Origin of the sequence: Delftia sp. 11MD (assembly GCF_050907895.1) — a bacterium.
In the GTDB taxonomy this organism is placed as follows: Bacteria; Pseudomonadota; Gammaproteobacteria; order Burkholderiales; family Burkholderiaceae_C; genus Comamonas; species Comamonas tsuruhatensis.
Window position 1 is genome coordinate 461,827 of sequence record NZ_CP194333.1, and the last position, 20,077, is coordinate 481,903.

The following is a 20,077-nucleotide window of genomic DNA, read 5'->3' on the forward strand; positions in this document are numbered from 1 at the left end:
GCGTTCAGCCGCGCAGCTTGCGCGCGGCGTCGATGGCGAAGTAGGTCAGGATGCCGTCGGCACCCGCGCGCTTGAAGGCCAGCAGCGATTCCATCATCACCTGGTCATGGTCCAGCCAGCCGTTGGCGGCGGCGGCCTTGAGCATGGCGTACTCGCCGCTGACCTGGTAGGCGAAGGTGGGCACGCCGAATTCGTCCTTGACGCGGCGCACCACGTCCAGGTACGGCATGCCGGGCTTGACCATGACCATGTCGGCACCCTCGGCCAGGTCCTGGGCGACTTCGCGCAGGGCCTCGTCGGTGTTGGCGGGGTCCATCTGGTAGACGTTCTTGTCGGCCTTGCCCAGCGCGCCGCGCGTACCCACGGCGTCGCGGAACGGGCCGTAGAAGGCGCTGGCGTACTTGGCGCTGTAGGCCATGATGCGCGTGTGGATGTGGCCGTGGGCCTCCAGCGCCTCGCGGATGGCGCCGATGCGGCCGTCCATCATGTCGCTGGGCGCCACCATGTCAACGCCGGCCTCGGCATGGGTGAGGGCCTGGCCCACCAGGACCTGCACGGTCTCGTCATTGATGATGTAGCCGGACTCGTCGAGGATGCCGTCCTGGCCGTGGCTGGTGTAGGGGTCCAGGGCCACGTCGGTCATGACGCCCAGTTGCGGGAACTCCTTCTTGAGCGCACGCACCACGCGCGGGATCAGGCCGTCGGGGTTGAGCGCCTCCTTGCCGTCGGGCGTCTTCAGCGAGGTCTCGATGGCGGGGAACAGCGCCAGGAACGGGATCTCCAGCTGCACGCACTGCTCTGCCACGGGCAGCAGCAGGTCCAGGCTCAGGCGGTCCACGCCGGGCATGGAGGGCACGGCCTCGCGCTGGTTCGTGCCTTCGTGCACGAACACGGGGTAGATGAAGTCATGGGCCGTGAGCACGTTCTCGCGCACCAGATTGCGCGTGAAGGCATCGCGGCGCAGGCGGCGGGGGCGGTTGTGCGGGAAGGGGGTGGGGCTGGACAGATGCATGCCGAAAATTGTGCCCCATTCCCGCCGCAGGCCCCGCAACCCCGGCGACGACGCCGGCACGCGGGACTCGGCTTTTGCGCCTGCGCAGCCTGGCGCACCCCTGTACGCACGTACACTGCCCGCATGCTGTGGGTCAAAGCCTTTCATATCGTTTTCGTGGCAAGCTGGTTCGCGGGCCTGTTCTATCTGCCTCGCATCTTCGTCAACGTGGCCATGGTCACGCCCGGCTCGGTGGCCGAGCGCGAGCGCCTGCTGCTCATGGCACGCAAGCTGCTGCGCTTCACCACGCTGCTGGCCGTGCCCGCATTGGGCCTGGGCCTGTGGCTGTACCTGGGCTACGGCATCGGCAAGGGGTCGGGCAACGGCTGGATGCATGCCAAGCTGGCCGGCGTGCTGCTGGTCATCGGCTACCACCATGCCTGCGGGCGCCTGCTGCGCAAGCTGATCGACAACCGGGACCAGCACAGCCACCGCTGGTTCCGCTTCTTCAACGAGGTGCCGGTGCTGCTGCTGGCGGCCATCGTCATCCTGGTGGTCGTCAAACCTTTCTGAGAAACCGTTCCAACGAAGAGGGAGGCAGGGCGTGGTGCAAAGGACTTCGGCCTGGCCGCTGGCACTGGTCTATGCGGTGCTCATCGTTTTCGCCAGCCTGTTTCCCTTCGATGGCTGGCGTGCCCAGGGCATTGATCCGCTGGTCTTCCTGACGGCAAAGATCCCGCCGCCGTACTGGACCTGGTTCGACGTCAATACCAATATCGTCGGCTACGCGCCGCTGGGCTTTTTCCTGGCGCTGGCCCTGGTGCGCAGCGGCAGCCCGCGCGCGGCCGTGCCGCTGGCGGCGCTGGCAGGCACCCTGCTGTCGCTGTCCATGGAGTTCCTGCAGATCTACCTGCCGCGGCGCGTTCCCTCCAATCTGGATCTGGTGCTCAATGCGGGCGGCACCTTGTTGGGCGCGCTGGTGGCGCTGCTGCTGGAGCGCCTGGGCGCCCTGGCGCGCTGGAGCGCCTTTCGCACCCATTGGCTGGGCGAGGATGGCGGCGGCGCCATGGTGCTGCTGGCGCTGTGGCCCTGGGCGCTGCTCTTTCCCGCCGCCGTGCCCTTTGGCCTGGGCCAGGTGCTGGAGCGGCTGGAGCAGGGGCTGCTGGATCTGCTCGAAGGCACGCCCTTTCTCATGTGGCTTCCTCTGCGCGAGTCGGCCCTGACGCCGCTGTCGCCCGTGACCGAGATGCTGTGCGTGATGCTGGGCCTGTGGGTGCCCTGCCTGCTGGCCTATTGCGTGATGCGCCACATGGGCCGGCGCGCCGTGCTGGCGGGCTCGGCCATCGTGATCGGCATCGCGGTCTCGGCGATGTCGGCCGCGCTGAGCTGGGGGCCTGCCCATGCCTGGGAGTGGGTGGACCTGCCGGTGCGCATGGGCGTATGGGGCGGCGTGGGCCTGGCCATGGTGGCCCTGCCGCTGCCGCGCCGCGCCTGTGCAGCCCTGCTGATGCTGGTGCTGGTGCTGCAACTGAGCATCCTGAACCAGGCGCCCACCAGTGCCTATTTCTCCGAGACGCTGCAGGCCTGGGAGCAGGGGCGTTTCATCCGCTTCTACGGGCTGGGGCAGTGGCTGGGCTGGCTGTGGCCCTATGCCACCCTGGTCTACGTGCTGCTCAGGGTGGCGCGTCGCGATGCAGGGCCGCTGCCGCCTGCACCTTCAGCGCCCCCGGCGCCTTCGGGGCAGCAGACGCAGGCCTAGAATCCGCTGCATGAGCGAAAACCCACGTCCCGGGGCCGAAGGCGGCCAGCAAGGCGCAGGCAACTACTATGCGCGCCACATCTTCTTTTGCCTCAACGAGAGGCCTGGCGGCGAGGACTGCTGTGCGCTGCACGGCGCCAAGGCAGGCTTCGACCACTGCAAGAAGCAGGTCAAGCAGCTGGGCCTGGCCGGCAAGGGCCAGGTGCGCGTGAACAAGGCCGGCTGCCTGGACCGCTGCGCGGGCGGGCCCGTGGCCGTGGTCTACCCCGAAGGCACCTGGTACACCTTCGTGGACGAGACCGATATCGACGAGATCGTCGAGTCCCATCTCAAGAACGGCCAGCCCGTGGAGCGCCTGCTGCTGCCGCCCGACGTGGGCCGCTGAGCACCGGCTGGAACTTTGGGCCTTTCCGGGCATCAGTGCTTTGTCAGCTTGGACTGGCTGCTACTACTAGGATAGCGATTGTGAATGCGCAGACCGAACGTTTGACCCTGACCGGCCTTGCCGGGGCCGTGGAGGCCCTGCGCGACGCGCCGGCCGCCGATGCGACTGCGCGCGGCGTGGCCATCATCGCCCACCCCCATCCGCTGTTTGGCGGCACCATGGACAACAAGGTGGTGCAGACCCTGGCGCGGGCCTTCGTGCAGTGCGGCTACACGGCCGTACGCTTCAACTTCCGTGGCGTGGGTGCCAGTGCCGGCGAGCACGACGCAGGCATCGGCGAGGCCGAGGACATGCTGTCCGTGGTCCGCCAGGTCGCTCCCGAAGGGCCGATCGCGCTGGCGGGCTTTTCCTTCGGCGCCTTCGTCACCAGCCATGTGCTGGCGGGCCTGTGGAATGAAGGCCGGGTGGAAAAGGCTGTGCTGGTGGGCACGGCGGCCAGCCGTTTCTCGGTGGCCCCCGTGCCGCCCGAAGCCCATGACCGGACATTGGTGGTGCACGGCGAGGCCGATGACACGGTGCCGCTGTCGGCCGTCATGGACTGGGCGCGCCCGCAGATACTGCCTGTTACCGTCGTGCCCGGGGGCGGTCATTTCTTTCACGGACAATTGCCGCTGCTCAAGAGTCTCGTGGTCCGCCATTTGCGCTCACTTCCCTAGCGGCCCGCGCCGCTGCTCAATAGGCCCGCCCCAGCCGGCGGGCATCTTCCGCCTTTCCTGCTTTACCTGCCCTTTAGCGAGAGTTTTCCTCATGAAGCCCATTTCCTCCACGCTGCGAGTCCTGGCACTGGCAGCGGCCATGGCGCCGGCCCTGGCGCTGGCGCAGATCACCCCGCCCCAGCCGCCCGAGATCGCGGCGCGCAACTATCTGCTGGTCGATGTCACCGCCAACCAGGTGCTGGGTGCCAAGGACATCGATGCGCCCATCGAGCAGGCCTCGCTGACCAAGCTCATGACCGGCTACCTGGTCTTCGACGCACTGCGTGCCAAGAAGATCACGCTGGAGCAGCGCCTGCCCGTCAGCGAGCGCGCCTGGAAGATGCCGGGCTCGCGCATGTTCATCGACCCCAAGATGCAGGTGCCGGTGGATGACCTGATCAAGGGCATGATCGTGCAGTCCGGCAACGACGCCACCATGGCCCTGGCCGAAGGCGTGGGCGGCTCGGCCGAGAACTTCGTGCGGCTCATGAACGAGCAGGCCAAGGCGCTGGGCATGAAGAACACCAGCTACAAGAACCCCGAAGGCCTGACCGAGCCCGGCCACCTGACCACGGCGCGCGACCTGTCCATCCTCGCGCAGCGCCTGATGCAGGACTTCCCCGAGTACATGCACTACTACTCGACCAAGAAGTACTTCTACCCGGGCACGCCGGCCTCCAACGGCACCAACCGCAACTCGCTGCTGTTCCGCGACCCGACCGTGGACGGCCTCAAGACCGGCCACACCGCTGCGGCCGGCTACTGCCTGGTGGCCACGGCCAAGCGCGATCTGCCCAACGTGGGCAGCCGCCGCCTGATCTCCATCGTGCTGGGCGCCGCCAGCGAGAACGCGCGCGCCAATGAAAGCCAGAAGCTGCTGAACTGGGGCTATGCGGCCTTCGACTCGGTCAAGCTGTTCGACGCCGAGCAGGCCGTGGCCACGCCCGAGGTCTGGAAGGGCAAGGCGGGCACCGTCAAGATCGGCCGCACCACGCCCATCGTGGTCACCGTGCCGGCCGGCAGTGGCGGCAAGCTGAGCACCGAAGTCGTGCGCCAGGACCCGCTGATCGCTCCGTTCACCAAGGGCCAGGCCATGGGCACGCTCAAGGTCAAGCTGGGGGCCGACACCGTGGCCGAAGTGCCGCTGGTGGCGCTTGAAGGCGTGGAGCAGGCTGGCTTCTTCGGCCGTGCCTGGGATGCGATCCGCCTCTGGATCAAGTAAGCCCCGCGCCTGTCGCGCAGGCCCTCGCGTACCGGCTTGAAGGGGGTGCAGTTGTGCGATCTCCTGCAAGCTGGTACAGTCGAGGGCTTTTCGGAATTTCCGAAGGGATTCACGTTTTCGCTTTTCGCAAGCAATTCACGTTTAGGGACGTTTATTAATGCCAACCATTAACCAACTCGTGCGTCAGGGCCGCACGGTCGAAGTTGTCAAATCCAAGAGCCCTGCTATGGAAAACTGCCCTCAGCGCCGCGGCGTGTGCACCCGTGTGTACACCACGACGCCCAAGAAGCCTAACTCCGCTCTGCGTAAGGTTGCCAAGGTGCGCCTGACCAACGGCTTCGAGGTCATCTCCTACATCGGTGGTGAAGGCCACAACCTGCAAGAGCACAGCGTTGTGCTGGTGCGCGGCGGCCGTGTGAAGGACTTGCCCGGTGTGCGTTACCACATCGTGCGTGGCTCCCTTGACCTGCAAGGCGTCAAGGACCGCAAGCAAGCCCGTTCCAAGTACGGCGCGAAGAAGCCCAAGGCCAAGTAAGCCCTGCGTTTTTTCGAAGAAGGTGCTGTATCCCGCGTGGCGCGAGATCCAGCGTAGTGACCCCAAACGCAAGTGTTTTGCGCGGGTCGAGTAAGTGGGAGTCCTGTTGGCTCTCGCGGTGTCTGAAAAGACGCCAACTGAAGCAAGATAGAGGTAAAAAATGCCACGTCGTCGCGAAGTCCCCAAACGTGAAATCCTGCCGGATCCCAAGTTCGGCAATGTCGAGCTGTCCAAGTTCATGAACGTGATCATGGAAGGCGGCAAGAAGGCGGTCGCAGAACGCATCATCTACGGTGCCCTGGACCTGATTCAAAAGAAGCACCCTGACAAAGACCCGCTGGAAGCCTTCATCGTTGCCATCAACAACGTGAAGCCCATGGTCGAAGTGAAGTCCCGCCGCGTCGGCGGTGCCAACTACCAGGTGCCCGTCGAAGTGCGTCCCGTGCGTCGCCTGGCCCTGTCCATGCGTTGGCTGAAGGAAGCTGCACGCAAGCGCGGCGAGAAGTCCATGGCCCAGCGCCTGGCCAACGAGCTGCTCGAGGCCACCGAAGGCCGTGGCGGCGCCATGAAGCGCCGTGACGAAGTGCACCGCATGGCCGAAGCCAACAAGGCGTTCAGCCACTTCCGCTTCTAAGAGCGCTTCGCTCCTGATCAGACGGGCCGCATGCATTTTTGCCTGCGGCCTTGTCTCGATTAGGAGCATCCCCAGATAAGACTGCTGTCCGTCTGCACCATGAGGCTGGAACGGGCAGAGACTCCCTCCATACGATCAATCAAGGATCCATCATGGCTCGCAAGACCCCCATCGAGCGCTACCGCAATATCGGTATCTCCGCCCACATCGACGCCGGCAAAACCACCACCACCGAACGTATCCTGTTCTACACCGGTGTGACCCACAAGCTGGGCGAAGTGCACGACGGCGCTGCTACGACCGACTGGATGGAGCAAGAGCAAGAGCGCGGCATCACCATCACTTCCGCTGCAGTGACCTGCTTCTGGAAGGGCATGGACCTGTCCTACCCCGAGCACCGTTTCAACATCATCGACACCCCCGGCCACGTGGACTTCACCATTGAGGTGGAGCGTTCCATGCGCGTGCTGGACGGTGCCTGCATGGTGTACTGCGCAGTGGGCGGCGTGCAGCCCCAGTCGGAAACCGTGTGGCGTCAGGCCAACAAGTACAAGGTGCCTCGTCTGGCCTTCGTGAACAAGATGGACCGTACCGGCGCCAACTTCTTCAAGGTCGTCGAGCAGATGAAGCTGCGCCTGAAGGCCAACCCCGTGCCCGTCGTGATCCCGATCGGTGCCGAAGAAAACTTCAAGGGCGTGGTCGACCTCGTCAAGATGAAGGCCATCATCTGGGACGAAGCCTCGCAAGGCATGAAGTTCGAATACCACGAAATCCCCGCCGAGCTGGTGGAGACCGCCAACAAGTGGCGTGAAAACCTCGTGGAAGCCGCTGCCGAAGCCAGCGAAGACCTGATGAACAAGTACCTGGAAGAAGGTACTCTGTCCGAAGAAGACGTGAAGGCCGGCCTGCGCGCTCGTACGCTGGCTACCGAAATCCAGCCCATGCTGTGCGGTACCGCCTTCAAGAACAAGGGTGTGCAGCGCATGCTGGACGCCGTGATCGACTACCTGCCGGCGCCTGTGGACATCCCTGACGTCACCGGTACCGATCCCGAAAACGAAGAAACCAAGCTCAGCCGCAAGGCAGACGACGGCGAAAAGTTCTCGGCCCTGGCCTTCAAGCTGATGACCGACCCGTTCGTCGGCCAGCTGACCTTCGTGCGCGTGTACTCGGGCGTCCTGACCAAGGGCGACACCGTGTTCAACTCGGTCAAGGGCAAGAAGGAGCGTATCGGCCGTATCGTGCAGATGATGGCCAACGAGCGCGTGGAAGTCGAAGAAATCCGCGCCGGCGACATCGCTGCCTGCGTGGGCCTGAAGGACGTGACCACCGGCGAAACGCTGTGCGCCGTCGAAGCTCCCATCGTGCTGGAACGCATGGTCTTCCCCGAGCCCGTGATTGCACAGGCCGTGGAGCCCAAGTCCAAGGCCGACCAGGAAAAGATGGGCATCGCCCTGTCGCGCTTGGCTGCTGAAGATCCGTCCTTCCGCGTGCGCACCGATGAAGAATCGGGCCAGACCATCATCGCCGGCATGGGCGAGCTGCACCTGGAAATCATCGTTGACCGCATGAAGCGCGAATTCAACGTGGAAGCCAACGTGGGCAAGCCCCAGGTGGCCTACCGCGAAACCATTCGCCAGAAGGTTACCGATGTGGACGGCAAGTTCGTTCGCCAGTCCGGCGGCAAGGGCCAGTACGGCCACGTCGTGCTGACCCTGGAACCCCAGGAAGCCGGCAAGGGCTTCGAGTTCGTCGACGAAATCAAGGGCGGTGTGGTTCCTCGCGAATACATCCCTGCGGTCGAGAAGGGCGTGATCGAGGCGCTGACTTCCGGCGTGCTGGCCGGCTACCCCGTGGTGGACGTCAAGGTGCGCCTGACCTTCGGTTCGTACCACGATGTGGACTCGAACGAAATGGCCTTCAAGATGGCTGCCATCTTCGGCTTCAAGGAAGGCGCCAAGAAGGCCAGCCCCGTCATCCTCGAGCCCATGATGGCCGTGGAAGTCGAGACGCCCGAAGACTACGCCGGCACCGTGATGGGCGACCTGTCCTCGCGTCGCGGCATGGTCCAGGGCATGGACGACATGGCCGGCGGTGGCAAGTCCATCAAGGCTGAAGTGCCGCTGTCGGAAATGTTCGGCTACGCCACTTCGCTGCGTTCGCAGACGCAAGGCCGCGCTACGTACACGATGGAGTTCAAGCACTACGCCGAAGCTCCCCGCAACGTGGCCGAAGCCATCGTGGCTGCTCGCGCCAAGTAAGGCTTTTTGTATAATCGAAGGCTTTTGAGTCGCAGCCCCTGAAAAGGGGCTGCGATTTTTGCCGGTCTGCGATCCCATGCCGTCCTGTCACCTGTGCGGGGCGACCAAGCAATGGGATGCAGACCTTAAACATCACACAGGTTTTGCTCTTTCGGAGAAATCATGGCAAAGGAAAAATTCGAGCGGACCAAGCCCCACGTCAACGTGGGCACCATCGGTCACGTGGACCACGGCAAGACGACCCTGACGGCTGCCATCGCCACCGTTCTGTCCAAGAAGTTCGGCGGCGAAGCCAAGGCTTACGACCAGATCGACGCAGCACCTGAAGAAAAGGCCCGCGGCATCACGATCAACACCGCCCACGTCGAGTACGAAACGGCCAACCGCCACTACGCTCACGTTGACTGCCCCGGCCACGCCGACTACGTCAAGAACATGATCACCGGCGCTGCTCAGATGGACGGCGCTATCCTGGTGTGCTCGGCCGCTGACGGCCCGATGCCCCAGACCCGCGAGCACATCCTGCTGGCTCGTCAGGTGGGCGTGCCCTACATCATCGTGTTCCTGAACAAGTGCGACATGGTGGACGACGAAGAGCTGCTGGAGCTGGTCGAAATGGAAGTGCGCGAGCTGCTGGCCAAGTATGACTTCCCCGGCGACGACACCCCCATCATCCGCGGCTCGGCCAAGCTGGCCCTGGAAGGTGACGCAAGCGACAAGGGCGAGCCCGCCATCCTGCGTCTGGCTGAAGCCCTGGACACCTACATCCCCACGCCCGAGCGCGCTGTGGACGGTGCCTTCGCAATGCCCGTGGAAGACGTGTTCTCGATCTCCGGCCGTGGCACCGTGGTGACCGGTCGCGTTGAGCGCGGCATCATCAAGGTCGGCGAAGAAATCGAAATCGTCGGTATCCGCGACACCCAGAAGACCATCGTCACCGGCGTGGAAATGTTCCGCAAGCTGCTGGACCAAGGCCAGGCTGGCGACAACGTGGGCCTGCTGCTGCGCGGCACCAAGCGTGAAGACGTGGAACGCGGCCAAGTGCTGTGCAAGCCCGGCTCCATCAAGCCCCACACCCACTTCACGGCTGAGGTGTACGTGCTGTCCAAGGACGAAGGTGGTCGCCACACTCCGTTCTTCAACAACTACCGTCCCCAGTTCTATTTCCGCACGACCGACGTGACCGGCTCCATCGAGCTGCCCGCCGACAAGGAAATGGTGATGCCTGGCGATAACGTGTCGATCACCGTCAAGCTGATCGCCCCCATCGCCATGGAAGAAGGTCTGCGCTTCGCTATCCGCGAAGGCGGCCGTACCGTGGGCGCTGGCGTGGTTGCAAAGATCATTGCGTAATTCTTAGAAAACTAGGAATACACAATGTCCAAGCAAAAAATCCGCATCCGCCTGAAGGCGTTTGACTACAAGCTGATCGACCAGTCGGCTGCTGAAATCGTTGACACTGCCAAGCGCACCGGCGCCATCGTCAAGGGTCCCGTGCCCCTGCCGACACGCATGAAGCGCTTCGACATCCTGCGCTCGCCGCACGTCAACAAGACCAGCCGCGACCAGTTCGAAATCCGCACTCACCAGCGCCTGATGGACATCGTTGACCCGACTGACAAGACGGTTGACGCTCTGATGAAGCTGGACCTGCCCGCAGGTGTGGACGTCGAGATCAAGCTGCAATAAGTACTTCACAGGCCCCTTGCGGGGCCGTTGAAGGGCTTTGATTTAACGCGAACTTGCTTGAAAAGGCAGTTCGCGTTAAAATTTGGGGCTTCGCCTTTCTTGAGCGAAGTTTTATCAACCTTCTTTCGTGCGCAAGGCCTTGGTCATCTGGGGCGGGAGCGCAACGCTGGGCCAATTGCAGTTTCAGCGGCGGAAGTTTTGGAGCAAACAAATGAGTCTGAGCAACTCCCTCGGGTTGCTGGGTCGCAAGGTGGGCATGATGCGTCTGTTCACTGATGATGGGGACGCAGTGCCTGTCACAGTGGTGGATGTGTCGAACAACCGCGTGACTCAGGTCAAAACCCAAGAGAACGATGGCTACGTGGCCCTGCAGGTCACTTTCGGTTCGCGCAAGGCATCTCGCGTGACCAAGCCAGAAGCCGGCCACCTTGCCAAGGCAGGTGTCGAAGCCGGTGAAGTGATGGGTGAATTCCGCGTGACCGAAGAAACCGCTGGCAAGTACGCCGCAGGCTCCGTCCTGCCCGTCGCCGAGCTGTTCTCGGTGGGCCAGAAGGTGGACGTGCAAGGCACTTCCATCGGTAAGGGCTTCGCCGGCACCATCAAGCGTCACAACTTCCGCTCGCAGCGCGCCTCGCACGGCAACAGCCGTTCGCACAATGTTCCCGGCTCCATCTCGATGGCCCAGGATCCAGGTCGCGTGTTCCCGGGCAAGAAGATGACCGGCCACATGGGCGATGAAACCATCACCACCCAAAATCTCGACGTGGTTCGCATTGACGAAGCACGCCAACTGCTCTTGATCAAGGGCGCTGTTCCGGGCTCCAAGGGTGGCTTCGTGACGGTGCGCCCCGCCATCAAGGCCAAAGCTTCCAAGGGAGCGAACTAATGCAGCTCGAACTCCTGAATGAACAAGGCCAGGCCGCATCCAAGTTTGATGCGCCCGAGACTGTTTTCGGCCGTGAATTCAACGAAGACCTCGTCCACCAGATCGTGATCGCCTACCGTGCCAACGCACGCCAGGGCACTCGCGCTCAGAAGGACCGCGAGCAGGTTCGTCACACGACCGCCAAGCCGTTCAAGCAAAAGGGCACCGGCCGTGCTCGTGCCGGTATGTCCTCCTCGCCTCTGTGGCGTGGCGGCGGCCGCATCTTCCCGAATCTGCCTGAAGAAAACTTCACGCAGAAGATCAACAAGAAGATGTACCGCGCCGGCATGGTTGCCATCCTGTCGCAGCTGGCCCGCGAAGGCCGTCTGGCCGTGGTGGACTCGCTCAAGCTCGAAAGCCCCAAGACCAAGGTGCTGGCCGACAAGTTCAAGGCCATGAACCTGGAATCGGTCATGGTGATCGCTGAAGAAGTCGACGAGAACCTGTACCTGGCTTCCCGCAATCTGAAGAACGTGTTCGTGGTCGAGCCGCGCTACGCCGACCCCGTGTCGCTGGTGCACTACAAGAAAGTGCTCGTCACCAAGGGTGCGATCGACAAACTCAAGGAGATGTTCGAATGAGCACGCTCAAGTTTGACGAAGGTCGTCTGATGCAGGTGTTGGTTGCTCCCATCGTGTCCGAAAAGGCCACCATGGTTGCAGAGAAGTCCAACGCCGTGACGTTCAAGGTGCTGCAGAGCGCCACCAAGCATGAAATCAAGGCCGCCGTGGAACTGATGTTCAAGGTGGAAGTTGCTGGTGTCTCCGTGGTGAACATCAAGGGCAAGACCAAGCGCTTTGGCAAGACCACCGGCCGCCGCGACCACGTTCGCAAGGCCTACGTGATGCTCAAGCCCGGTCAAGAGCTGAACCTGTCCGGGGAGGCTGCGTAATCATGGCTGTTATCAAGCTCAAACCGACGACCCCCGGCCAACGCGGCACGGTCAAGGTCACGCGTGACCATCTGCACAAGGGTGCAGGTTTCGCCCCCCTGCTGGAGCCTCAGCACCAGAAGTCGGGCCGTAACAACAACGGTCACATCACCACCCGTCACAAGGGCGGTGGCCACAAGCACCACTATCGCGTGGTGGACTTCAAGCGCACCAAGGACGGCATCCCCGCCAAGGTCGAGCGCATTGAGTACGACCCCAACCGTACGGCCCACATCGCTCTGGTGTGCTATGCCGACGGCGAGCGTCGCTACATCATTGCTCCGCGCAACCTGGAAGTCGGCGCAACGATCGTCAGCGGTTCGGAAGCCCCGATCCGCGTGGGCAACACCCTGCCGATCCGCAACATCCCCGTGGGTTCGACCATCCACTGCATCGAACTGAAGATCGGCGCTGGCGCGCAGATCGCCCGTTCGGCAGGTACGTCGGCTACGCTGCTGGCCCGTGAAGGCATCTACGCCCAAGTGCGTATGCGTTCCGGCGAAGTGCGCAAGGTGCACATCGAATGCCGCGCGACCATCGGTGAAGTCGCCAACGAAGAGCACAGCCTGCGCCGTCTGGGCAAGGCCGGTGTGAAGCGCTGGATGGGTATCCGCCCGACCGTTCGCGGCGTGGTGATGAACCCTGTCGATCACCCGCACGGTGGTGGTGAAGGCAAGACCGGTGAAGGTCGTCACGCTGTTGACCCATGGGGCAACCTGACGAAGGGCTACCGTACCCGTAACAACAAGCGCACGCAGTCGATGATTGTGTCGCGTCGTAAGAAGTAAAGGGTAGCAAATGACTCGTTCTCTTAAAAAGGGTCCGTTTGTTGACCATCACTTGCTGGCAAAGGCCGAGAAGGCCGTCGCCACCAAGGACAAGAAGCCCGTCAAGACCTGGTCGCGTCGCTCCATGGTTCTGCCCGAGTTCATCGGTCTGACCATTGCCGTGCACAACGGCAAGCAGCACGTGCCCGTGTATGTGACTGACCAGATGGTCGGCCACAAGCTCGGCGAATTCGCGCTGACCCGTACCTTCAAGGGTCACCCGGCGGACAAAAAAGCCAAGAAGTAAGGAATAGAACATGTCTGAAACACGTGCTGTTCTCCGTGGCGTCCGCCTGTCTGTGGACAAGGGTCGCCTGGTCGCGGACCTGATCCGCGGCAAGAAAGTGGACCAAGCCCTGAACATCCTGACGTTCACGCAGAAAAAAGCTGCCGTGATCATCAAGAAGGTGCTCGAGTCCGCCATCGCCAACGCCGAGCACAACGACGGCGCCGACATCGACGAACTGAAGGTCAAGACCATCTTCGTCGAACAAGGCACCACGCTCAAGCGCTTCACCGCGCGTGCAAAGGGCCGCGGCAATCGCATCAGCAAGCCCACGTGCCACGTGTACGTGACGGTTGGCAACTGAAAGGCCTGGGAAGAATATGGGACAGAAAATCCATCCTACCGGCTTCCGCCTGGCTGTTAGCCGCAACTGGGCCAGCCGTTGGTACGCAAGCAACCGCGACTTCGCCGGCATGCTGGCCGAAGACATCAAGGTGCGCGAGTTCCTGAAGGCCAAGCTGAAGAACGCCGCCGTGTCGCGCATCCTGATCGAGCGTCCTGCAAAGAACGCCCGCATCACGATCTTCTCGGCACGTCCTGGTGTCGTGATCGGCAAGAAGGGCGAGGACATCGAGAACCTGAAGAAGGAACTCGCAACCCGTCTGGGCGTGCCCGTGGCTGTGAACATCGAAGAAGTGCGCAAGCCTGAAATCGATGCCAAGCTGATCGCCGACTCGATCTGCCAGCAGCTCGAAAAGCGCATCATGTTCCGCCGCGCCATGAAGCGTGCGATGCAAAACGCCATGCGTCTGGGTGCCCAAGGCATCAAGATCATGTCTTCGGGCCGTCTGAACGGTATCGAAATTGCACGCTGCGAGTGGTACCGCGAAGGCCGTGTGCCACTTCACACGCTGCGCGCCGACATCGACTATGGCTTCTCCGAAGCCAAGACGACCTACGGCGTGATCGGTGTGAAGGTCTGGGTCTACAAGGGTGACACGTTGGGTCGTAACGACCTGCCGGCAGCCGAGACCCCCCGCCCCGAAGAAGAGCGTCGTCCTCGCGGCCCCCGTCGCGATGGTCGCGGCGATGGTCGTCGTGACGGTGCTGGCCGTGGTGCCCGCCGCCCCGCAGGCGCTAACGCAGCACCTGCAGACGGCAGCGACAAGCCCGCCGGCGCTGGCGCTGATTCCGTTAAGCGCGTTCGCAAGACTGACGCGCCCGCTACAGCAGCGGACGGTAAAGGAGAATAAAGATGCTGCAACCTGCTCGCCGCAAATACCGCAAGGAGCAAAAGGGTCGCAACACCGGTATTGCAACGCGTGGTAACTCCGTTGCTTTCGGTGACTTCGGCCTGAAGTCCACTGACCGTGGTCGCCTGACGGCACGTCAGATCGAAGCGGCTCGCCGCGCGATCTCGCGTCACGTCAAGCGCGGCGGTCGTATCTGGATCCGCGTGTTCCCGGACAAGCCAATCTCTACCAAGCCCGCAGAAGTGCGTATGGGTAACGGTAAGGGCAACCCCGAGTACTACGTGGCCGAAATCCAGCCCGGCAAGGTGCTCTACGAAATCGTGGGCGTCCCTGAAGAGCTGGCTCGTGAAGCGTTCCGCCTGGCCGCTGCAAAGCTGCCGCTGCGTACGACCTTCGTGTCCCGTCAAATTGGTGCCTAAGGAGAACAACATGACGAAAGCTGCTGAACTCCGCCAAAAAGACGTTGCCGGCCTGGAAGCCGAAGTGAAGTCCCTGCAAAAGGCTCACTTTGGTCTGCGTATGCAGAAGGCCACGCAACAGCTGGGTAACACGAACACGCTGCGTACCACGCGCCGTGACATCGCCCGCGCCAAGACCATCCTTGCTGAAAAGCAAGCCGCCAAGTAATCAGGAAGCCGACATGACGGAAGCTAAAAAATCCCTCAAGCGCACCTTGATTGGCAAGGTGGTCAGCGACAAGCGTGCCAAGACCGTGACGGTCATGGTTGAACGCCGCGTCAAGCACCCGATCTATGACAAGATCATGATCAAGTCCAGCAAGTACCACGCTCACGACGAGCAAGGTGAGTACAAGCTGGGCGACGTGATCGAAATCACGGAAAGCCGCCCGCTGTCCAAGACCAAGAACTGGGTTGCTACCCGCTTGGTGCAAAAGGCTGCTCTGGTGTAAGCCTACCTAGGCCCACCGGCTGCAAAGCCACAGAAAACGACCCACAATGTGGGTCGTTTTTTCGTTTGGGGACCGCCATTTCGGCGGCCCCCGGTTTTGCACCACAAAGGAGATAGAGATGATCAAAGTCGGAGATGCCCTGCCCGCTGCCACCCTGATGGAATACGTGGAAGTCGAAGGCAATGGCTGCAGCATCGGCCCCAACCCCGTGAAGCTGCCCGAAGCCGCTGCAGGCAAGACCATCGCGGTCTTCGCCGTGCCCGGTGCATTCACTCCCACCTGCTCGGCCAAGCATGTGCCCGGCTTCGTGGAGCAGGCCGAAGCCTTCAAGGCGGCCGGCGTGGACGAGATCTGGTGCCTGTCGGTCAACGACGCCTTCGTGATGGGCGCATGGGCCCGCGACCAGAAGACCGATGGCAAGGTGCGCATGCTGGCCGACGGCGACGCCGCATTCGCCAAGGCCACCGGCCTGACGCTGGATCTGAACGGCAAGGGCCTGGGCCTGCGCAGCAACCGCTATTCCATGCTGGTCAAGGACGGCAAGGTCGTCACGCTGAACGTGGAAGGCCCTGGCAAGTTCGAGGTCAGCGACGCGGCCACTTTGCTGGGCCAGGCCAAGGCCTGATCGCGCTGCAGGCCTTCTGGCCTGCGCACCGCGCTATTGCGAAAAAAGGCATTGCACCCGGGTGTAATGCCTTTTTGTATTGGGGGCGCTGGTTCAGCCAGGCCGGACTAGAAAATATCGGCCTTGAGGTAGTGCGCCCCCGCGATGGGGTTGTGATAGTAGGGCGGGATTTCCTCGAAGCCCAGGTCGACGTAGAGGGCGCGGGCCGATTCCATGTCGTCCAGCGTGTCCAGCAGCACATGGTCATAGCCGGCCTGGCGCGCCACATCAAGCATGGCTTCGGCCAGCTGCCGACCCAGTCCGAAACCGCGAAAGGCCTTGCGCACGAACAGGCGCCTCATCTCGGCGGCATTGGCGTAGTCGCAGTTGTCCAGGGGGCGCAGGGCGCAGCAGCCGGCCACTGCGCCATCGACCCTGGCCAGCAGGATGTGGCCGCGCGGCGCAGCGTAGTCGCCGGGCAGATCGGCGATCTCGGCCTCGAAATCTTGAAATTGCAGATCGACATCCAGGCTTGCAGCGTACTCCCGGAAGATCTGGCGGACTTCGTCCCAGTCTTCCGCGGGATTCGGCGCCAGCAAGGCGACAGCAGGCTTGTCCACGGGCACTCAGCTAAAACGACGGAAAGCGCAGTGTAGCGGCAAGCGGCCCACCTCTGGCTGCGCCGTCAGAAAGCGCCACCAAGCTGCTGTACCCACCATGCCGCGGCGCCTGCCCCGAAGGCCAGGGCCAAGGCCAGCCAACGGCTGCCTGCCGTGTCGCGTGAGGCGGGGACTGGCGCGGACAACTGTTTGTCCCCGGTCACCATGGCTCGCACCAGGCCGCGCCCGCGCCAGGCATAGAACACGATGGCCAGAAGATGCAGGGCCACCAGTGCGTACAGCAAATACTGTCCCCAATGCGCGTGATAGGCCGTGGCCTGCGCCACCGTGTCGCCCGATGCGAAGCGGCTCAGCGGCCCGGAGAACGCAATCTCGTCATCGCTGAGCAATCCGCTGCCTACCTGGGCGATCAGCACCGCCAGCATGGCCAGCACGGACAGAGCGCCCAACGGGCTGTGGCCTGCGCTGTCGCTCTCCGCTCCTTGCCCGCGCAGATGGCGCAGCAGGGCGGAAGGTGCATGGATGAAGCTGGCAAAGCGCGACCAGCGGCCACCCACCAGGCCCCACAACAGGCGAAACAGCAGCAAGGCCAGCATGGCATGGCCCAGCAGCAGATGCCAGTTCATGGCATTGCCGCCCAGTTTGGCCGTCACGACCAGGGCAATCACGGTTGCGGCCAGCAGCCAGTGAAACAGCCGGGTGGGCAGGTCCCAGATGCGGACCTTGTGCTTGGCGGCGCCTTGTGCGGTCGGTTCTTGTGCCATGGCATGAGCGTGTGGGTGGGAATGAGTGCATTGTGCCGACCTGCATTCCGGAGCCGGCAGTCAATGCACCCTGGCTGCGGTCAATCAAAGCTGCGCCCGCAAGGCGTCACTGCCATACTGGCCCGGCAGATTTCCCCACACTCGAAAAGGAAAACCACGATGAAGAAAGTTTCTGCATGGGCGCTGGCCGCCCTGGTGGCCGCTACCGCGCTGCCGGCTTCCGCCCAGTTTGCCAAGTCCGAGGACGCCATCAAGTACCGCCAGGGCGCGCTCGCCGTGCTGGGCCAGCATTTCGGGCGCCTGGGCGCCATGGCGAACGGAAAGATCCCCTTCGATGCCAAGGCGGCCCAGGAAAACGCCGAGGTGGTGGCCTTCATGGCCAAGCTGCCCTGGGCAGGTTTCGGCGCAGGCACGGAGGGTGGAAAGGCCAAGCCTGAAATCTGGAAGGAGCAGGCCAAGTTCCAGGATCTGTCGGAGAAGATGCAGGCCGAGACGGTCAAGCTCGCGGCTGCGGCCAAGTCCGGCAACCTGGACCAGCTCAAGGCGGCCTTCGGCCCGGCCGCTGCCAGCTGCAAGGCCTGCCACGACAGCTTCCGCAGCCGCTGATCGGCATGCAGATGCAAAAAAACCGGCGTGATGCCGGTTTTTTCTGGGCTTGCCTGCGCCGTATCAGGCTTCGGCCAGCAGTTTCTCGATCAGCCGGTGCAACTCGGCGAAGTCAGGCGCTCCCACATAGCGCTTCACGATGTCGCCGCGCTTGTTGACGATGTAGGTGGTGGGCGTCAGCTGCACATCACCCCAGGCGCGGGCCACGGCGCCGGTGTTGTCCAGCGCCACCTTGAACGGCAGCTTGCGCGAATCGGCGAAGTTCACCACATAGCTGGGCGGGTCGTAGCTCATGGCCACGGCCAGGGTCTCGAAGCCCTGGCCCTGGAATTTCTGGTGGGTGGCGACGATCTCCGGCATCTCGGCCACGCAGGTGGTGCAGCTGGTGGCCCAGAAATTGACCAGCGTCACCTTGCCCTTGAAATCGGCCGTGGTCTGCTTGCTGCCATCCAGCAGCACGAAGGTCGATTGCGGCGCCGCCGTCTGGCCTGCGCCCGAATACACCCATGCGCCCATTCCGGCGGCTGCGGCGATCACCACGCCTGCGATCCAATGTTTGCTTGCCATAGCGACGATTGTGCCCAAAGTTGTGCCCGTAGGCCTGCACGCATGCCGTGCACCGCGTTTCGATGCGCGGCAAGGGCAAAAGTTCGGGTCTCGGTCAAGCGGGCCGTGTCGATAATGCCGGCATGACATTGATGGAAAGCTTTTTGATCCCCATGGCAAGGCTCCGCGCTCCTGCCATGCGGCTTGCTGCCGCTGTGCTGGTGTTGACGCCCTTGGCCGCATGCAGTCCCCGGCTGGATTGGCGGCAGGTTGCGGTCGAGGGCACGCCACTGCGTGTGCTTTTGCCTTGCGATCCGCAATCGGCCACCCGGCCGGTGGAACTGGGCCAGGGCATGGGCACGGTGCAGATGTCCATGATGGGATGCGACGCCGATGCGTCCACCTACGCGGTTTCCCACTTCCTGGTCAGCGAGCCCTCCAGGGCCGCCGAGATGCTGTCGTACTGGCAGGCGGCCGTGCTCGGTCAGATGAATCCGGGTGCGCCGGGACAGGCGCCGGCCGGCGCCAAGCAATTGCGCTCCAAGGAAGATGGCTCCTTCGTGCCTGCAGGCGCCTTGAATCTGCCGCAGTCGCTGCGCACCACGTTTGAAGGCGTGGGTCCCCAGGGCTGGAAGCTCACGGCCCATGGCGTGTGGTTTGCACGAATGGAGCCGGCGGGCGCGCGCCTCTACCATGCCGTGATCTACAGCGACAAGCCGCGCACAGACGAGGCCAACAACTTCTTCGCCAGCCTGCAACTGCAGTAGCAACAGGTTTGGAGCCACGGATGCGGGAGGCAACTGTGGCATGGAGCGCAGCGCAGGCGCGCCGTTTGCCCTGCATGCGCCTTCGCACGCCATAATCGACTCCGAACCCTGTGACTTCATGACCACGCGCATCCTTTTGTTCACCCACGCACCTTTGGCCCAGGCACTGCGCGAATGCGCCCTGCATGTGTTCGCCGACAGTGCCGAGGACGTCCTTGCCCTGGATGTGCCCGCTCAGGAGCCGCCCGAGGCCACCCTGATGCGCGCCGAGCAGTTGCTTGAAGACCATGGCGGCCTGCTGGGGCTGCCCACGCTGGTGCTGACCGACCTCTTTGGTGCGACGCCCTGCAACGTGGCGCAGCGCCTTGTGGCGCAACTGCCTGCCGGGCGGCTGGTGGCCGGAGTGAACTTGCCCATGCTGCTGCGCTCCATAGGCTATCGCCACGAGGCGCTGGAAGCCGTGGCCGAGCGTGCCTTGGCGGGAGGCAGCCATGGGGTGATGCAGGTGGGCGTGAACACGCCTCAGAACCAGAGTCCGCGACCATCCAATGATCAAGACCCCTATCACCATCAGCAATAAACTGGGCCTGCACGCCCGCGCCTCCGCCAAGCTCACCAAGCTTGCAGGCAGCTTTCCCTGCGAAGTCTGGATGAGCAAGGGCGAGCGGCGCATCAATGCCAAGAGCATCATGGGCGTGATGATGCTGGCTGCCGGCATGGGCTCCGAGGTGCTGCTGGAGACCGACGGAGCACAGGAGCAGGAAGCCATGGATGCGCTGACCGCCCTGATCAACGACAAGTTTGGCGAAGGCCAGTAATGTGCCTTTGCGGCGCTGGCAGGCGGTGAGCGCAACAGAGCAACACGCG

Annotated in this window: 29 protein-coding genes; 25 read left to right on the forward strand and 4 right to left on the reverse strand. The window is 63.2% G+C overall.

The window, feature by feature from the left end:
* Nucleotides 1-4 precede the first annotated feature (4 nt).
* Nucleotides 5-1,012 (reverse strand): porphobilinogen synthase, encoded by a 1,008-nt coding sequence (gene hemB, locus ACRSCF_RS02100; RefSeq protein WP_017405507.1) that lies wholly within the window; start codon nucleotides 1,010-1,012, stop codon nucleotides 5-7.
* 123 nt (nucleotides 1,013-1,135) lie between these two features.
* Between hemB and ACRSCF_RS02105 the strand changes: the two genes are divergently transcribed.
* From ACRSCF_RS02105 to ACRSCF_RS02205, 21 genes are all read left to right on the forward strand, one after another.
* Nucleotides 1,136-1,564 (forward strand): CopD family protein, encoded by a 429-nt coding sequence (locus tag ACRSCF_RS02105; protein WP_034365646.1) that lies wholly within the window; start codon nucleotides 1,136-1,138, stop codon nucleotides 1,562-1,564.
* 31 nt (nucleotides 1,565-1,595) lie between these two features.
* Nucleotides 1,596-2,750, forward strand: a complete 1,155-nt coding sequence (locus tag ACRSCF_RS02110; RefSeq protein WP_016448520.1) for a VanZ family protein — start codon at nucleotides 1,596-1,598, stop codon at nucleotides 2,748-2,750.
* Nucleotides 2,751-2,760: 10 nt separating this feature from the next.
* Nucleotides 2,761-3,135 carry a (2Fe-2S) ferredoxin domain-containing protein gene (locus tag ACRSCF_RS02115; RefSeq protein ID WP_016448519.1) on the forward strand — a complete coding sequence of 125 codons (375 nt, stop codon included), beginning with the start codon at nucleotides 2,761-2,763 and terminating at the stop codon, nucleotides 3,133-3,135.
* Between the two features lie 80 nt (nucleotides 3,136-3,215).
* Complete coding sequence (locus ACRSCF_RS02120) at nucleotides 3,216-3,851, forward strand: alpha/beta hydrolase (RefSeq protein WP_017405508.1); 636 nt, start codon at nucleotides 3,216-3,218, stop codon at nucleotides 3,849-3,851.
* 91 nt (nucleotides 3,852-3,942) lie between these two features.
* A complete protein-coding gene (locus ACRSCF_RS02125; protein WP_016453570.1) occupies nucleotides 3,943-5,112 on the forward strand; it encodes a D-alanyl-D-alanine carboxypeptidase family protein in 1,170 nt (389 codons plus the stop codon).
* A 157-nt stretch (nucleotides 5,113-5,269) separates the two neighbouring features.
* Entirely contained in the window at nucleotides 5,270-5,647 is a 378-nt protein-coding gene (gene rpsL / locus ACRSCF_RS02130) for a 30S ribosomal protein S12 (protein ID WP_003059441.1), read from the forward strand.
* Nucleotides 5,648-5,807: 160 nt separating this feature from the next.
* Entirely contained in the window at nucleotides 5,808-6,281 is a 474-nt protein-coding gene (rpsG, locus tag ACRSCF_RS02135; RefSeq protein WP_016448516.1) for a 30S ribosomal protein S7, read from the forward strand.
* A gap of 152 nt (nucleotides 6,282-6,433) precedes the next feature.
* Nucleotides 6,434-8,542 (forward strand): elongation factor G, encoded by a 2,109-nt coding sequence (fusA, locus tag ACRSCF_RS02140; RefSeq protein WP_016448515.1) that lies wholly within the window; start codon nucleotides 6,434-6,436, stop codon nucleotides 8,540-8,542.
* A gap of 162 nt (nucleotides 8,543-8,704) precedes the next feature.
* Nucleotides 8,705-9,895 carry an elongation factor Tu gene (gene tuf / locus ACRSCF_RS02145; protein ID WP_016448514.1) on the forward strand — a complete coding sequence of 397 codons (1,191 nt, stop codon included), beginning with the start codon at nucleotides 8,705-8,707 and terminating at the stop codon, nucleotides 9,893-9,895.
* Nucleotides 9,896-9,919: 24 nt separating this feature from the next.
* Complete coding sequence (gene rpsJ / locus ACRSCF_RS02150; RefSeq protein WP_003059431.1) at nucleotides 9,920-10,231, forward strand: 30S ribosomal protein S10; 312 nt, start codon at nucleotides 9,920-9,922, stop codon at nucleotides 10,229-10,231.
* 211 nt (nucleotides 10,232-10,442) lie between these two features.
* Complete coding sequence (gene rplC, locus ACRSCF_RS02155) at nucleotides 10,443-11,117, forward strand: 50S ribosomal protein L3 (protein WP_012202329.1); 675 nt, start codon at nucleotides 10,443-10,445, stop codon at nucleotides 11,115-11,117.
* Nucleotides 11,117-11,737, forward strand: a complete 621-nt coding sequence (rplD, locus tag ACRSCF_RS02160; protein ID WP_012202330.1) for a 50S ribosomal protein L4 — start codon at nucleotides 11,117-11,119, stop codon at nucleotides 11,735-11,737. Before rplC ends, rplD begins: the two co-directional genes overlap by 1 nt.
* The gene (gene rplW, locus ACRSCF_RS02165; protein WP_012202331.1) at nucleotides 11,734-12,048 is read left to right on the forward strand and encodes a 50S ribosomal protein L23; all 315 of its coding nucleotides are present in this window, start codon (nucleotides 11,734-11,736) and stop codon (nucleotides 12,046-12,048) included. Before rplD ends, rplW begins: the two co-directional genes overlap by 4 nt.
* A gap of 2 nt (nucleotides 12,049-12,050) precedes the next feature.
* Entirely contained in the window at nucleotides 12,051-12,875 is an 825-nt protein-coding gene (rplB, locus tag ACRSCF_RS02170; RefSeq protein ID WP_012202332.1) for a 50S ribosomal protein L2, read from the forward strand.
* A 10-nt stretch (nucleotides 12,876-12,885) separates the two neighbouring features.
* On the forward strand, nucleotides 12,886-13,161 hold the full coding sequence (rpsS, locus tag ACRSCF_RS02175) for a 30S ribosomal protein S19 (protein WP_012202333.1): 276 nt from the start codon (nucleotides 12,886-12,888) through the stop codon (nucleotides 13,159-13,161).
* Nucleotides 13,162-13,171: 10 nt separating this feature from the next.
* Complete coding sequence (rplV, locus tag ACRSCF_RS02180) at nucleotides 13,172-13,504, forward strand: 50S ribosomal protein L22 (protein ID WP_012202334.1); 333 nt, start codon at nucleotides 13,172-13,174, stop codon at nucleotides 13,502-13,504.
* Nucleotides 13,505-13,520: 16 nt separating this feature from the next.
* A complete protein-coding gene (gene rpsC / locus ACRSCF_RS02185) occupies nucleotides 13,521-14,393 on the forward strand; it encodes a 30S ribosomal protein S3 (RefSeq protein ID WP_012202335.1) in 873 nt (290 codons plus the stop codon).
* A gap of 2 nt (nucleotides 14,394-14,395) precedes the next feature.
* Complete coding sequence (gene rplP / locus ACRSCF_RS02190) at nucleotides 14,396-14,812, forward strand: 50S ribosomal protein L16 (RefSeq protein WP_012202336.1); 417 nt, start codon at nucleotides 14,396-14,398, stop codon at nucleotides 14,810-14,812.
* Between the two features lie 10 nt (nucleotides 14,813-14,822).
* Nucleotides 14,823-15,020, forward strand: coding sequence for a 50S ribosomal protein L29 (gene rpmC, locus ACRSCF_RS02195; protein ID WP_012202337.1), 198 nt, complete (start codon nucleotides 14,823-14,825; stop codon nucleotides 15,018-15,020).
* A 13-nt stretch (nucleotides 15,021-15,033) separates the two neighbouring features.
* The gene (gene rpsQ, locus ACRSCF_RS02200) at nucleotides 15,034-15,303 is read left to right on the forward strand and encodes a 30S ribosomal protein S17 (RefSeq protein WP_016448513.1); all 270 of its coding nucleotides are present in this window, start codon (nucleotides 15,034-15,036) and stop codon (nucleotides 15,301-15,303) included.
* Between the two features lie 118 nt (nucleotides 15,304-15,421).
* A complete protein-coding gene (locus ACRSCF_RS02205; RefSeq protein WP_016448512.1) occupies nucleotides 15,422-15,928 on the forward strand; it encodes a peroxiredoxin in 507 nt (168 codons plus the stop codon).
* Nucleotides 15,929-16,035: 107 nt separating this feature from the next.
* On the opposite strand, the gene ACRSCF_RS02210 is transcribed toward ACRSCF_RS02205, so the two are convergent.
* Nucleotides 16,036-16,527, reverse strand: coding sequence for a GNAT family N-acetyltransferase (locus ACRSCF_RS02210; protein WP_016448511.1), 492 nt, complete (start codon nucleotides 16,525-16,527; stop codon nucleotides 16,036-16,038).
* A gap of 65 nt (nucleotides 16,528-16,592) precedes the next feature.
* Nucleotides 16,593-17,291, reverse strand: coding sequence for a cytochrome b/b6 domain-containing protein (locus ACRSCF_RS02215; protein WP_244387744.1), 699 nt, complete (start codon nucleotides 17,289-17,291; stop codon nucleotides 16,593-16,595).
* A gap of 159 nt (nucleotides 17,292-17,450) precedes the next feature.
* On the opposite strand from ACRSCF_RS02215, the gene ACRSCF_RS02220 reads away from it, so the two are divergent.
* The gene (locus ACRSCF_RS02220) at nucleotides 17,451-17,897 is read left to right on the forward strand and encodes a c-type cytochrome (RefSeq protein ID WP_016448509.1); all 447 of its coding nucleotides are present in this window, start codon (nucleotides 17,451-17,453) and stop codon (nucleotides 17,895-17,897) included.
* 63 nt (nucleotides 17,898-17,960) lie between these two features.
* On the opposite strand, the gene ACRSCF_RS02225 is transcribed toward ACRSCF_RS02220, so the two are convergent.
* Complete coding sequence (locus ACRSCF_RS02225; RefSeq protein WP_017403794.1) at nucleotides 17,961-18,464, reverse strand: TlpA disulfide reductase family protein; 504 nt, start codon at nucleotides 18,462-18,464, stop codon at nucleotides 17,961-17,963.
* 176 nt (nucleotides 18,465-18,640) lie between these two features.
* Here ACRSCF_RS02225 and ACRSCF_RS02230 point away from each other — a divergent pair, with 176 nt between their 5' ends.
* The 3 genes from ACRSCF_RS02230 to ACRSCF_RS02240 all read left to right on the forward strand — a co-directional run bounded on the left by ACRSCF_RS02230 (nucleotide 18,641) and on the right by ACRSCF_RS02240 (nucleotide 20,028).
* Nucleotides 18,641-19,210, forward strand: a complete 570-nt coding sequence (locus ACRSCF_RS02230; RefSeq protein ID WP_016453565.1) for a hypothetical protein — start codon at nucleotides 18,641-18,643, stop codon at nucleotides 19,208-19,210.
* Between the two features lie 118 nt (nucleotides 19,211-19,328).
* Nucleotides 19,329-19,790 (forward strand): PTS sugar transporter subunit IIA, encoded by a 462-nt coding sequence (locus ACRSCF_RS02235; RefSeq protein WP_026061990.1) that lies wholly within the window; start codon nucleotides 19,329-19,331, stop codon nucleotides 19,788-19,790.
* Entirely contained in the window at nucleotides 19,759-20,028 is a 270-nt protein-coding gene (locus ACRSCF_RS02240) for an HPr family phosphocarrier protein (RefSeq protein WP_016448505.1), read from the forward strand. The genes ACRSCF_RS02235 and ACRSCF_RS02240 overlap by 32 nt, the downstream gene beginning before the upstream one ends.
* The last annotated feature ends 49 nt before the right edge of the window (nucleotides 20,029-20,077 follow it).